This window comes from Pseudomonas sp. Eqa60 (assembly GCF_018326405.1).
GTDB classification, from domain to species: domain Bacteria; phylum Pseudomonadota; class Gammaproteobacteria; order Pseudomonadales; family Pseudomonadaceae; genus Aquipseudomonas; species Aquipseudomonas protegens.
Genome location: NZ_AP024342.1, coordinates 6,491,331 through 6,504,600 on the forward strand (window position 1 = coordinate 6,491,331; position 13,270 = coordinate 6,504,600).

A 13,270-nucleotide genomic window follows, 5' to 3' on the forward strand; every position below is an offset into this window, starting at 1 on the left:
GTGCTTCGTCAGCCTGAGTCGGTGCTCTATCGGTCGCGGCTTCCCTCCTCACTCAACAGGGCTTGCAGGGTGTCCAGGCGCGCGCCGTCGAAGGCGATCACCGTCCCTTGGGCAAACACCCGGCGGGCCAGCCCGGTCAGTACCGCGCCGGGAGGCAATTCGATCTGCAGGCGCACCCCGCGCTCGTAGGCGCTTTGCACCGTGCCGCGCCAGTCGACGACGCGGCACATGTTGAAGGCCAGGTCGTCGCGCAACGCTTCCACGGAGCGCATGGGCCGCGCTCGGCTGCCACTGAGGTAGCCCAGCTTCGGCAGTTGCAGGGGTACCTCGGCAAAGGCGGCAGCCAGAGCCTGGGCCGGTTGTTCCAGCAGTGGGCAATGGGACGGCACGCTGACCGCCAGGCGCTTGGCCACGCCGACCCCGCAACCCCGGGCCAACTCGGCCACGGCATGCATCGCGGCATCGCTGCCGGCGATCACCACCTGGTTGTCGGCGTTGATATTGGCCAGGTACACCGGCCTCTGCGGGCTGTGGACCTGGGCCAGCAGCCCTTCCACCGCCGCCAGTTCCAGGCCGATCAATGCGGTCATGCCATAGCCCTGTGGATAAGCCTGCTGCATCAACTCACCCCGCAGGCTCACCAGGCGCAAGGCGTCGGCAAACTCCAGGGCCCCGGCCACCACCGCCGCCGGATAGGCGCCGATGGACAGGCCCGCCACGTAGTTCACCCGAGTATCGGGCTGCAACAGAGTGCGCGCCGCCGCCACGCCGGCGATCAGCAGGCACAGCTGCACCGCCCGGGTGCTGGCCAGGGCTTGGGGTGAATCCAGCGTCAGTACGTCCTGCCCCAATACATCGCTGGCCTCTTGCAGGCAGGCCCGCGTTTGCGGGCTTTGCGGCAGACGCTGGAGCATCCCCGGCTGCTGCGCGCCCTGGCCCGGAAACACCAGCAGGCTGCTCATGCCGCCTGCTCCTGAGGGTTCCAGGGGTCGCTGACCAGGCGCGCGCCACTGGCGCTCTTGAGCAGAACCCGGGCAGCTGGCCCGGCCCATTCGCGCAAGGCCAGGGCGCCGCCGGGCACCTGCAATTGCATATCCACCGGGCAACCGGCGCCGTCCAGCAGCGCCAGCAATTCACGGGCCCGGGCCCGTGGCAGAAGCTCCGGCGTACGCAGGATCAGGTCCAGGTCGCTGTGCTGATGCAAGGCCGCCACGCCGCTCGCCAGCTCGAAACCGGCACTGCCACTCACGCCCCAGATCCACTCCTGGGCATCCAGTTCATCGCGCAAGTGCTGCAACGCCTGCAACGCCGGCCATGGGACCTGGGGCGGTACATGACACAGCTGCTCGGGGCGCACCCCGCGCTGCACGGCTTGCAGATCCAGCAGCGCCGGATAGCGCTGTTCCCGGGAAACACCGCGCAAACCCACCGCAACCTGCCCCGGTGCAGTCAGGGCCCGGCGCACCACCACCGGCTGCCCGGCCTCCAGCACCGCATGGGCCCAGGCCGGCGCATCGCCCGGCAACTGCGCCGGGGTCATGCCCCACAGCAGGTCGTGGGGCAGCCAGGGGCCGCACCCGCTCACCACTGCTCCCGCAGCAACTGCCGGACTCGGCTCGACGCCACCCGGTTCACCGCGCCCAGACGGCTGCCGAGGTCGACGCCCTTGGCCCGCACATCGGCAATCGCCGCCAACAGGCATTGATTGACCCGGGCCAGATCCTCCACCGTCGGCTGCTCAATCTGCCGCACCGACAGGGTTTCCCACAGCAGGCCCAGGCCCGCGTAGCTGTCGATGTCATAGGCCATGGGCGGCACGCTGGCGGCCAGGGCTTCCAGCTCCTCGACGCTGCGCAGGGTCACCCGCGCCGCCGAGGCCTTGCCCATGGCGTGCACCATCACCCCCGGGTCACGCAGGGCGATCAAGCGGTTGGCCTGATACCCATGGGCCAGAAAGGCCCCGGACATGGCCTTGCCCACCAGCAGGGCAATCACCGGGTGCCCAGCCAGGCGGGCCCGGGCATAGCTGTCGGCGGCGCCCGCCAGGGCCTGATGAATGCCCAGCGCCTCTTCGCGCCGGCCATAGGCCTGGCTCGGCACATCGACAATGGCGATCAGCGCCCGCTTGCGCTCCTGGTCCTGATCGGCGCGGATCACCTCATCCACTGCCTTGGCCAGCCCCCAGCCTTCAAGCAGGCCGACCTCGCCCTGGCGGGCGCGGGGAAAACGGTTGTCGGGGTCAGGCACTACCGCAATGAAGCGCGCCGGCTGCCCGTCCAACTGGCCGTCGGCCACTTTCAAGGAAGGTGGCAGGCCGCTCACGGGGGGCGCATCGCCACTCAAGGCGTCGAACCAGTTCAGGCCCCGCAGGGAACTAGCAGTCATGGGCGGTCTCCTTGATACAGGTCGCGAACCGTCGCCGCATCGATTTGCGGCGTCGTGTCCAGGCGGGACAGACGTTGCAGGTACAGCTCGGCCTCGCGGCTGCGTTGCCGCGACGGCAAGCCCAGGGCCAGCAGCTCACGGACCTGGGCCTGGATCAGTGCCACGTCGTCAGCCACGTAGCGGTCCACCAGGCCACTGGCGAAACGCTGCTCGCCGCCGGTCAGGCTCCAGATGAAAGGCCGGTCCCGGGAGTCGTATTCCTCAAGGCCCGCTTCCTGCTCGATCACCTGCGGGCCGTTGAGCCCCAGGCGCGCTTCCTGGGTGACCAGCAGATAACTGCACAAACCGGCGGCAATCGACATGCCGCCAAAGCAGCCGACGCTGCCGGCCACCACGCCGACCACCGGCTGGTACTGGCGCAGGTCGACAATCGCCGCATGAATGTCGGCAATCGCCGCCAGCCCGAGGTTGGCTTCCTGCAGGCGCACGCCGCCGGTTTCCAGCAGCAACACGGCGCGGGTCGGGATGCCGTTGCGGTTGTCCTCGGCGGCCAGCTCCAGGGCGCCGGCAATCTTCGCCCCGCCCACTTCACCGAGGCTGCCGCCCTGGAAAGCGCCTTCGATGGCAGCAATCACCACCGGCGAACCCGCGATGCTGCCCTTGGCGATCACCACCCCGTCATCAGCCTGGGGCACTACGCCCTGGCGCTCCAGCCAGGGCGACATGACCCGCTGGAACGGGTCCAGCAACTCACGAAAGCTGCCGGCATCCAGGAGTGCCCGGGCCCGCTGCCGAGCACCCAGCTCGACGAAGCTGTGCTTGTTCAACAAGCGTGCGCTGTCAGTCATGGCCGATCTCCTCGAAGCCCTGTTCCAGGCGCAGGCGCACCACCCCGGGGGTGGCGCCGAAATCATGGATGTCGATCAACAGCGCCGGCGGCGTCTGGCCGTCGAACATGCGCTCGAACAGGTGCTGCCAGCGCGATGCGCTGCCGTTTACCGAGGTCTGTACCTGGATGCTCAATTTGCCGGGCTGCCCCGGCTCCAGCAGCACTTCCAGGTCGCCGGAGCCGACACAGCCCACCAGGGCGCGGCCACGGCCGGGCTGGCCGGCGGGGAATTCAAAGGACAAGGTTTCCATCAGTTCGCTCCCTGGTTAACAGCATCGCCGGATTCGATCCGGTCCAGCAGCAGGCTGGCCGCCAGCAAGTCGGCAGCGCCGCCGGGCGAGGCATTCAAGGTCAGTAGTTGCAGATCCAGTTCATGCAGGCGACGACGCCCGGCCAGGGTGGCGCTGCCACCAGCATCGAGCACCGCCCGGGCCCCCTGCTGCATGGCCTGCAGGCCCAGCTCACCGGCGCGATAGAGCACGCAGGTGTCCGCCAGCCGGCTCATGATCGCCAGCAAGGCATCGAGCCGGGCATTCTGTTCGCCATGGCCCTGGGCGCGGCTGCGCTTGAGCTGCGGCAGCCCCAGTTGCAGCACGGCGGGAAAGCCTTGCTGGGCTTCTTCGCGGGCACCGCGCACGCCGTAGCGCAGCGCCACCTGGGCGCCATGGCTCAAGGGGCGTGGTGCATAACGGTCTTCGAGCAAGGCCAGGCGCGCGGCCCGCAGCGCGACACTGCCGGCACTCGTGGCTTGAGGTTCCAGCGCGGCGGCGGCCACCAGCAGCCCCAGGGCCCAGATCGCCCCGCGATGGGTATTCACCCCACCAGTGGTGGCGAGCATGGCCTGCTCGCCTTCTCGGCCAATGCGCCCCAGGGCTTCACGCAGGGGCAGGCCCACTTCCCCGAGCAGCAGGGCAGCGTCGGCCATTTCCTTGAAGGCCGGCCACAGCGACAGCGCCGAGGCATGCATCAGGCCCAGGTGCAGGTCGGTGTGGGCGCCATTGCCACGGCGGTCCACCAGGGCCGGCTTGGGCGACAGGTCGGCCTCGTCGATCAGCGCGTCCACCGCCAGGTCCGCCAGGCGCTCGGCCAGGCTCGGGGTGGGTGATTGCAGGTTGAATGCGTGCATTACCAGCTCCTGAACTTGGCGGGCGGGTTGTACAGGCCACCGGACCACTCCACCAGGTCGGCCACGCTTTTCGCCGCCAGCAGCTCGCGGCTGGCGTCGGTGCGGCGGATGCCCAGGTCTTCCGGCAGGGCAATCAGGCCTTCACGGCGCATGCGCGCGGTGTCCTTGGGGTTGTGGCGCAAGCCGATGGCGGTAACCCCGGCCACGGCGGCGATCATCGCCTGGCGCTCTTCCAGGGAACGGGCCTTGTACAGGTAGGCGATGCCTTCCTCGGTCAGCAGGTGGGTGACGTCATCGCCGTAGATCATGATCGGCGCCAGGGGCATGCCGCTCTTGCGCGCCACGTCCACCGCGTCGAGGGTTTCGACGAAGGTCGGTTTGCCGCCTTCCTGGAAGGTTTCCACCATCTGCACCACCAGCTTCTTGCCGCGTTCGAGCATGGCCTGGGGTGCATCGCTCTGATCCTGGCGCATATCGAGCCAGGCCGGGGTGCCGTGGCGGCGCCCGCGGGGGTCGTGACCCATGTTCGGCGCCCCGCCGAAACCGGCCAGGCGGCCACGGGTCACGGTGGAGGAATGGCCGTCGCCATCCACCTGCAAGGTGGCGCCGATAAACAGGTCCACCGCGTACTGCCCGGCCAGCTGGCAGAACATCCGGTTGGAACGCAGGGAACCGTCGCGACCGGTGAAGAACACGTCCGGACGCGCGGCGATGTAGTTTTCCATGCCCAGTTCGGTGCCGAAGCAATGCACGCTGTCCACCCAGCCACTTTCAATGGCCGGAATCAGGGTTGGGTGAGGATTGAGGGTCCAGTTGCGGCAGATCTTGCCCTTGAGCCCCAGGGATTGGCCGTAGGTGGGCAGGATCAGCTCGATGGCCGCGGTGTTGAAACCGATGCCATGGTTCAGCGACTGCACGTTGTGTTTTTCGTAGATGCCGCGAATCGCCATCATCGCCATCAGCACGTGCACCGGCTTGATATGGCGCGGGTCGCGGGTGAACAGCGGCTCGATATAGAACGGCTTGTCGGCCACCACCACGAAATCCACCCAGGACGCGGGAATGTCGACCCGGGGCAGCTCGCTGACATCGTCCACCAGCTGGTTGACCTGGACGATGACAATGCCGTCGCTGAAGGCCGCCGGCTCGATCAGCGCGGGCGTGTCCTCGGTACTGGGGCCGGTGTAGATGTTGCCGGCGCGGTCGGCCATGAACCCGGCAGAGAGCACCACATTGGGGATCAGGTCCACCACCAGCCGCGCATAGAGTTCGATGTAGGTATGGATGGCGCCGATTTCCAGCAGCCCGTCTTCCAGCAACTGGCTGATGCGCAGGCTCTGGGTGCCGGCAAAGGAAAAGTCCAGCTTGCGGGCGATGCCGCGCTCGAACAGGTCCAGGTGCTCGGAACGGCCGACGCTGGGCATGATCATGTGCAGGTCATGCAGCCTGGCCGGGTCGGCCTTGGCCAGGGAGCGGGAGAGAAAGTCCGCCTGTTTCTGGTTGTTGCCTTCCAGCACCACCCGGTCGCCGGGCAGGATCAGCGCTTCCAGGGCCGCGACGATCTTGTCGGTCGGCAACACCACGCCATCGGCGATGGCCCGCACCTGCTCGAGGCGCCGCTGCTTTTCGCTGCGCCGCCGCGACCAGCGCGCGTCGGGGGAAATTATTGTTGTCATGCTCACTCCACGGGTTCGCTGTCGTGGCAGTCACCTTAGGAGTGAAAACAAGGAGCATCAATCAAGCACGGCGTTGGATCGTTACGCTCAGCGTAATGATTTGCGGAGAAATGGCACTCTCATGCTCTCTCGGTACACAATGCCCGCCGTACCGGCCCATGAGCGGCCTGGGCAGACCAAGATGAGAGTCAGCATGGACACACCGATTCGCTCGAACCAGGCGCTGCTGGAGCAGCTCAAGCATGGCCTGAAGCCCGACTACCTGATGTTCTGGGGGCACCAGCCCACCCGGGACGGACGCATCTCCCAGAGCTGTTTCAGCCAGTGGTTCGACGCAGGTCTGGAACTCGATGGCATTCAATACCCCAGCGCCGAGCATTTCATGATGGCCGGCAAGGCCCTGCTGTTCGGCGACCAGGAAACCCACGGGCGGATCCTCAAGGCCGTGACGCCCGCCGACGTGAAGCAACTGGGTCGCGAGGTGCGCGGCTTCGATGACGCCCGCTGGACCGAAGCACGCCTGGATATCGTGGTGCAGGGCAACCTGGCCAAGTTCAGCCAACATCAGGCGCTGGGTGAATACCTGCTGTCCACAGGCGACCAGGTACTGGTGGAAGCCAGCCCGGTGGACCGGATCTGGGGCATCGGCCTGGCGGCAGAGGACGCCAGGGCCAGCCGGCCGGAACAGTGGCGCGGCCTGAATCTGCTGGGCTATGCGCTGATGGAGGTGCGGGACAGGTTGCGCATTGGCTGAGGGGTTGCCTTCGCTGGCAAGCCAGCTCCTACCGGCGGTGTTGTGTAGCGGCCGGCTTGCCGGCCAAGAGGCCTAGAGCCCCGTCACCAGCAGCTCTTCCAGGGCCAGCAGGCCCGGCACCTTGGCCACCTGCTCGGCCACCTGCACCGCGGCCTTTTCCAGCGCAGCCAGGGGCACGTCGACATAGCTCAACTGGCTGTCGAGCTTGCAGGAGCGGGGAATGCCCTGCACCAGCAGGGCCATGAACTTCAGCTCCGGGCGCCCGCCCAGGGCATTGAGCACGACGATCCGCGCCCGCTCGCCAATCACGGTCCTGCCACCGCAGGCCGACTCGAAGCTGATCAGCGGAATCCGCCGCTCGCGCCACAGCACCCGGCCCAGGTACCAGGGCGGTGAATCCAGGTCGAAGGTGCCCTGCTGATAGTCGATCAGCTCGGCCACGGCCACGTTGGGCAGGATCAGGGTACGGTCGGCCAGGGGCAGCAGCAGCCCGGTGAGAGTGCTGGCGCGGTGATCAAGCATGGGTCTTGCTCCACAGGGCGATGCTTTCCAGCAGCACCGACTCTTGATAGGGCTTGCCGAGGTAGTCGTTGACGCCGATGGCCATGGCCCGGTCGCGGTGTTTCTGGCCGGTGCGGGAGGTGATCATGATGATCGGCAGGTGTTGCAGGCGCGGGTCGTTGCGTACCTGGATCGCTACTTCGAAGCCATCCATGCGCGGCATTTCGATGTCCAGCAGCATCAGGTCCGGGGTGTGCTCGGCCAGCAGCGCCATGGCGTCGACCCCATCCTTGGCGGTGAGCACATTCATGCCGTGGCGCTCCAGCAGGCGGCTGGTGACCTTGCGCACCGTGACCGAGTCGTCCACCACCAGCACCAGCATCGGCCGCGGCGGTTGCACCTCGCTGGCCGGCTCGTCGCCCGCCAGGCGCGGCAGCGGTGCCTGGGCCTGCAAGGCGCGGATATGCGCCAGCAAATCGAGAATCAGCACCACCCGACCATCGCCCAGAATCGTCGCCCCGGACAGCCCCTGGACCGCGGCGAACTGCGGCCCCAGGCTCTTGACCACGATTTCCCGGGTGCCGGCGGTGGCATCCACCTGCACCGCGATGCGCTGCTCGTTGCAGTGCACCAGCAGCACCGGCAGCGGCTGCACCTGGCCCAGCAGCTTCGGCCGGGGCACGGTGTGCAGCAGCTCCCCCAGGTAGCACAGCTGATAAGACTGGCCGGCGTACTCATAGCGCGGTGGGTCGAGCTGGTAGTAGCCGTCCAGCTCTGCGGGCAGCACCCGGACAATGCCCTCCACGGTATTCAGCGGAATCGCGTACTGCTCGTCGGCGCACTGCACCATCAGCGCGCGGTTGACCGACACGGTGAACGGCAGGCGAATGCGAAAATGCACGCCCTGGCCGGCAACCGAGTCGATGCTCATGCTGCCGCCCAACTGGCGCACCTCTTCATGGACCACGTCCATGCCCACCCCGCGCCCGGAAATCTGAGTGATCTTCTCGGCAGTGGAAAACCCCGGCTGCATGATGAATTGCAGCACTTCGCGGTCGCTGAGCTGCGCCTCGGGGTCCAGCAGGCCGCGCTTGATGGCTTTTTTGCGCACGGCTTCCAGGGGCACCCCGGCGCCGTCGTCGCGCATGTCGAAAATCATGTCGCCGCCCTCGCGGGACAGGTCCAGGCTGATCCGCCCCTGTGCCGGCTTGCCCGCCGCAAGGCGCGCCTCGGCCGATTCCAGGCCGTGGTCCACGGCGTTGCGCAGCATGTGTTCCAGGGGCGCGACCATGCGTTCGAGGACGTTGCGGTCCATTTCCCCTTCGGCGTTGCCGACCACGAACTCCACGTCCTTGCCCAGCTCTTCGGCCACCTGGCGGACGATACGCTTGAGCCTGGGCACCATGCGCTCGAACGGCACCATGCGCGTGCGCATCAGGCCTTCCTGCAATTCGGTGTTGATCCGGCCCTGCTGCTGCAACAGGTTCTCGGCGTCGTGGTTGCGCCGGTCCAGGGTTTCCTTGAGCTCCAGCAGGTCCGAAGCCGATTCGAACAGGGCCCGGGACAGCTGCTGCAACTGCGAGTGGCGGTCCATTTCCAGGGGGTCGAACTCTTCGTAGCCCAGGCGCTCGGCCTCCACCTGCTGGCGGCTGAGAATCCGCCCCTGGGTTTCGGTGTCCAGGCGGCGCAACTGGTCGCGCATGCGCTCGATGGTGGTTTCCATCTCGCCCAATGCCGTGCGCGCATCGTTGACCTGCTGTTCGATACGGCCACGGAAGATCGAGGTTTCCCCGGCCAGGTTCACCAGGTCGTCCAGCAGCTCTGCCGAGACCTTGACCATGTCCCCCACCACTGCCACTTCCGCCGCGGGCGCAGCGGGCTCGGGCTTGGTGCTGGGCAGTGCAGCTTGCGCGGCAACGCCGGTCGCTACCCGCGGATGGCTCAGGTCGTGGATCGCATCGATGAGCTTCTGGGCCGGCTCGATGGGCTGGCCGGCACGGGCCGCATCGAGCATCTGGGCCAGGCGGTCGTGGCTCTTCTGCAACAGGGTGAACAGCACCGGGCTGGGTTGCAGCAGGCCGGCGGACAGGCCTTCGAAGAGAAATTCCAGTTCATGGGCCAGATCGCCGATGGGGGCGATTTCCACCATGCGCGCACCGCCCTTGAGGGTGTGCAGGTCGCGCAGCAGGGTTTCCACTTCCTGGCGACCCTGGGGCTCGGCCTGCCAGCGGGCCAGGGCCGCGGCAGAGCTGTCGATGATGTCGAAACCTTCTTCGAGGAAGATTTCCAGCAGCTCCGGGTCCTGGGCCGCGCGGTCTGCCTCGACCGTGCCCTGGGCCACTTCGCCGGTGCTGGCGGCCTGCTGCCGGTACGACCGCACGGCCTCGATCTGCGCCCGGGATTCGTCCAGGGGATGCTGCCCCTGCAACTGTTCCAGCAGCAGTGCCAGTTGCTCGTGGCTGCTGCGCAACAGCAGGCCCAGGTGCTGGCTGTGGCTGTAGCGCCGGTCCACCAGCCCCTCGTACAGCGACTCCAGCTCCTGGGCCAGTTCCGCCACCGGTGCCACTTCGGCCATCCGTGCGCCGCCCTTGAGGGTGTGCAGGTCTCGCTGGAGGGAAGACAGTGGCGCGCCATTGTCCGGGTCGGCCAGCCAGCGCTGCAGGGCCTGGTCGGCGCTTTCGAGGATATCCACCGCTTCTTCGAGGAAGATCTCGACAATTTCGTCGTCCGCCTGCAACGGGGCCTCGGCCTGCTCCAGGCGAGCCGTGGCCGCGCCCAGTTCGCTGATGCTCAGGGCGCGGCTGCCATCGCTCTTGATCAGGCCCGTGGCAGAAGGGTCCAGACCTTCATCCAGCAGCTCGCGCAAGGCCTGCACCCGTTCCGGGCGCGGGCTGACTTCCTGGCCTGCGGCCAGCTCGTCGAGCATGTTGATCAAGGCATCATGGGCGCTTTCGGCTTCGTGGAAGAAACGCTCGCTGACGGCCAGGCTGCTCTCTTCCACCGCGCCATAGAGATCGAGCAAGGCTTCGCACAGCTCGTCCACCGGGTGCAGGTCGGCCAGGTGCGCGCCCTCGCCCAGGGTGGTCAACTCATCCAGCAGGGCGCTGAGTTCCTGACGCTCGCCAGGGTGCTGCTGCCAACGGCGCAGCAGGCTTTCGGCATCCAACAGGATGTCCATGCCCTGGGCCAGGAAGTTGTTGATCAACTGCGGGTCGCGCTTGGCCCGGGGCGCGCTGTCCGGGGCGCTGAGCAGGGTTTCCAGGCGCTCCCCCAGCAGGGCCAGGGCGCGGCCCACCAGGGAGCGGGCGCCATCGATGGTCGCCAGCGGGTCGCTGTCCAGCTGCCGCAAGCCCCGGCGCAGCAGGCCTTCGGCTTCCAGCAGCAGCTCCACCTCGTCCAGGTCCAGGGGGATCAAGTGCGCCCGGTATTCCCGGGCCAATTGGTCCAGAGGGCCGGCCAGCTCGGCAATCGGCAGCACTCCGGCCATGGAGGCGCTGCCCTTGAGGGTGTGCAGGGCCCGTTGCAGTTCGTCGCTGGCCTGCAGCGGTACGTGTTCGGCGGCCTGCTCGAGAAAGCGGTTGATGCTGTCCAGGTGGGTCTGGGCCTCGGTGCGGAAGATCTCGAGCAACTGCGGGTCCAAGGCCTCGGCCGGCACTGGCGCCGAGCCTTGCGCGCCATTGGCCAGGGCATGGGCCCGGGCGGCCAGGCGGTCGACATCGTCGCGCTGGCGCTGGGCCTGCTGGGCGAACTCGGCGATCAGTTCCGGCAACAGTTGCAGGGTGTCGGCCACCAGTTGCCGGGCTTCGACACCGGGCTCCACGCTGTGCTCCAGCACCCGGTTGAGGAGGTTTTCCACCGCCCAGGCCAGCTCCCCCAGCACCAGCGCGCGCACCATGCGCCCGCTGCCCTTGAGGGTGTGGAAGGCCCGGCGCAGTTCGCTCAGGGCAGATGTGCCATGGGGGTCCGCGGCCCAGCGCGGCAGGTACTCGCGCAGCATCTCCAGCACTTCCTCGGTTTCTTCGAGGAAGACTTCCCGCAGTTCATCGTCCACCGGCTCCTCGTCCCCTGGCGGCGGCAACAGGCTGCCCGGGGTGATCAGGGCCGGCGGGTTGAGGGCCGAGACCGGCACCGCCAGGACATCCGCCAGGGACTGCGCCACCCGGGGATCGTCCAGCTCTTGCAGGTCCTGCATCACCAGGGCTTCGCTGGGGCTCAGGGGCTGATCGAGCAACGGCACCTGCTCCACCGGCACATAGCCCAGGGCGAGCAGGCCCTGCTGGGCCACATCGAGGATCTTCTCCCCCGGCGCCTCGTGGTCCTCGCTCAGGCGTTCCAGGTAGTACTCCAGGCTGGTGAGCACATCCGCCAGGTGGTCCAGTTGCTGCCAGTCGGGCCGGGAACGGGCCGCCAGCAGGTGTTCGACGACAAACTGCTGGCAAGCCTGCATCAGCCCCGCCGCGCGGGGCAGCGGGATCATCGCCAGGGCGCCGCGCACCTGGGTCAGCAGCTCGGGCAGCGCCTGCAGGTGTTCGGCGTCCCAGTCGGCCTCGATGCACTCGGCGATCAGGTCCTTGGCCTGGTGCAGGCAAACCCGCGCCTCCTGGATCACCAACTGGTGGATCTGGGTCAGGTCGGTGGTGGGCAGGCGGCTTTCCTCACGGCTTTCGGGCTCCACGGTGCCGGCCATGCCGGCCAGGGTCGCTTCCACGTACAGCAGGGCTCCCGCCACATCCATCAGCACCGCGTCGTCCGGCGCGCGCTGGCCCTGGGCCAGGCTCTGGACCACCGCCAACTGATCGATGATGACCTTGCGCGGCTGGCCGAAACCCAGCACCGCCAGGGTGTCGGCGATCTGCCGCAGGGGCGACAGCAGCCCTTCGAGGTCGTCGGTGTGCTGGCGGTCGCTGCGCACGAACAGGTCGAGGCGTTCCTTGACCCGCACCAAGCCATCGCACACCGCAGTCAGCACCGAACGCATGGCATCCCGGTCGGGGCCGGCCAGGCGGGCGCGCTCCTCGTCCACCACCGCGCTGTCGGGCAAGGCGTCATCCAGTCCGTAACGTTCTTTCATGGTCAGCATCAATGGGGTGGGATGGCGCGCCTTGGCAATATAGAACAGCAGGCTCTTGAGCAATTCATCGGGGGCCGGCCGGTTGATCCCGGCCATGCCCTGTTCCAGCAGACGCTTGAGCTCCTTGTCGGCATCCTTGAGCAGGCTGCGCACCGCCGGGCTGTTGGCGATCTCGTCGTGGCGCATGCCCTCCACCAGGGCCGAGGCGATATGCCACAAGGGCGCCAGCGGAGCGTCCTGGCACAAGGCTTCCAGGCGTTCGAAGACCTTGGCCATGTAGCCCAGGCTCTGCTCGTCATCCTGCTCGCGCAGCAGGTCCACCAGGGCGGTCTGCAACATGTGTCGCAGCTTGCGCAACTGGTTGGGCAATTCCAGGGGTTCCAAAGCCGCCAGGGCCTTGTCGCTCAGGGGCGGCAGGCTGGGCAGTTGCGGGCTGAACAGGCTGGTTTCCGAGAGCAGGCTCTCGCCCCGGGCACTGCGCAGGTCGTTGAGCAGCGGCAGCACCACCAGCGGCAGGTCGCGCCGCGCGCTCTGCACCCGGTCCAGGTACTGGGGCAACTGACCGATGGCCTGGCGCAGCAGGCGCAGGGCTTCGTCGCGCTGGGCCACGCGCCCCTGCTGCAGGGCCAGGGCGAGCTTTTCCATTTCTTCAGCCAGCAGCGCGGCGCCGTAGAACTCCACCATCTGCAGGCTGCCATGGACCAGGTGAATGCCTTCCAGGCACTGGTCGATGGCCTCCAGGGCCTGGGGATCGTCCGCCAGATGCTCCAGCGCCTGATGCGCCTGCTTCAGGGTCTCGGCAATTTCGCCCTTGACCCACTCCAGGGCTACATAGTCGTGCCGATCAACCATAACCACTCCAGTCAAA

The 13,270-nt window shown here is 67.5% G+C and carries 10 protein-coding genes; 1 reads left to right on the plus strand and 9 read right to left on the minus strand.

All coding sequences use genetic code 11. The features are described from left to right. Positions 1–26: 26 nt before the first annotated feature. From mdcH to mdcA, 7 genes are read right to left on the minus strand one after another with little or no spacing between them, the layout of a single operon-like run. The gene (gene mdcH, locus KI242_RS29480) at positions 27–962 is read right to left on the minus strand and encodes a malonate decarboxylase subunit epsilon (RefSeq protein ID WP_212805764.1); all 936 of its coding nucleotides are present in this window, start codon (positions 960–962) and stop codon (positions 27–29) included. Then, positions 959–1,585 carry a malonate decarboxylase holo-ACP synthase gene (locus tag KI242_RS29485; RefSeq protein WP_053154330.1) on the minus strand — a complete coding sequence of 209 codons (627 nt, stop codon included), beginning with the start codon at positions 1,583–1,585 and terminating at the stop codon, positions 959–961. The genes mdcH and KI242_RS29485 overlap by 4 nt, the downstream gene beginning before the upstream one ends. Next, a complete protein-coding gene (gene mdcE, locus KI242_RS29490; protein WP_212805765.1) occupies positions 1,582–2,385 on the minus strand; it encodes a biotin-independent malonate decarboxylase subunit gamma in 804 nt (267 codons plus the stop codon). Before mdcE ends, KI242_RS29485 begins: the two co-directional genes overlap by 4 nt. Further along, positions 2,382–3,233 (minus strand): biotin-independent malonate decarboxylase subunit beta, encoded by an 852-nt coding sequence (locus tag KI242_RS29495; protein WP_011063991.1) that lies wholly within the window; start codon positions 3,231–3,233, stop codon positions 2,382–2,384. The genes mdcE and KI242_RS29495 overlap by 4 nt, the downstream gene beginning before the upstream one ends. After that, the gene (locus KI242_RS29500) at positions 3,226–3,525 is read right to left on the minus strand and encodes a malonate decarboxylase subunit delta (RefSeq protein WP_015637356.1); all 300 of its coding nucleotides are present in this window, start codon (positions 3,523–3,525) and stop codon (positions 3,226–3,228) included. The genes KI242_RS29495 and KI242_RS29500 overlap by 8 nt, the downstream gene beginning before the upstream one ends. Continuing rightward, a complete protein-coding gene (locus KI242_RS29505; RefSeq protein ID WP_015637357.1) occupies positions 3,525–4,400 on the minus strand; it encodes a triphosphoribosyl-dephospho-CoA synthase in 876 nt (291 codons plus the stop codon). The genes KI242_RS29500 and KI242_RS29505 overlap by 1 nt, the downstream gene beginning before the upstream one ends. Beyond that, the gene (gene mdcA, locus KI242_RS29510) at positions 4,400–6,076 is read right to left on the minus strand and encodes a malonate decarboxylase subunit alpha (protein ID WP_041120237.1); all 1,677 of its coding nucleotides are present in this window, start codon (positions 6,074–6,076) and stop codon (positions 4,400–4,402) included. The genes KI242_RS29505 and mdcA overlap by 1 nt, the downstream gene beginning before the upstream one ends. A gap of 193 nt (positions 6,077–6,269) precedes the next feature. Between mdcA and KI242_RS29515 the strand changes: the two genes are divergently transcribed. Beyond that, positions 6,270–6,830: an NADAR family protein gene (locus KI242_RS29515; protein ID WP_041120239.1), complete on the plus strand. Its 561-nt coding sequence runs from the start codon at positions 6,270–6,272 to the stop codon at positions 6,828–6,830. Positions 6,831–6,902: 72 nt separating this feature from the next. Here KI242_RS29515 and KI242_RS29520 read toward each other — a convergent pair whose 3' ends face one another. Together KI242_RS29520 and KI242_RS29525 are read right to left on the minus strand one after the other, a co-directional pair. Further along, entirely contained in the window at positions 6,903–7,352 is a 450-nt protein-coding gene (locus KI242_RS29520; protein ID WP_212805766.1) for a chemotaxis protein CheW, read from the minus strand. Beyond that, positions 7,345–13,254 (minus strand): Hpt domain-containing protein, encoded by a 5,910-nt coding sequence (locus KI242_RS29525; RefSeq protein WP_212805767.1) that lies wholly within the window; start codon positions 13,252–13,254, stop codon positions 7,345–7,347. The genes KI242_RS29520 and KI242_RS29525 overlap by 8 nt, the downstream gene beginning before the upstream one ends. Positions 13,255–13,270 lie beyond the last annotated feature (16 nt).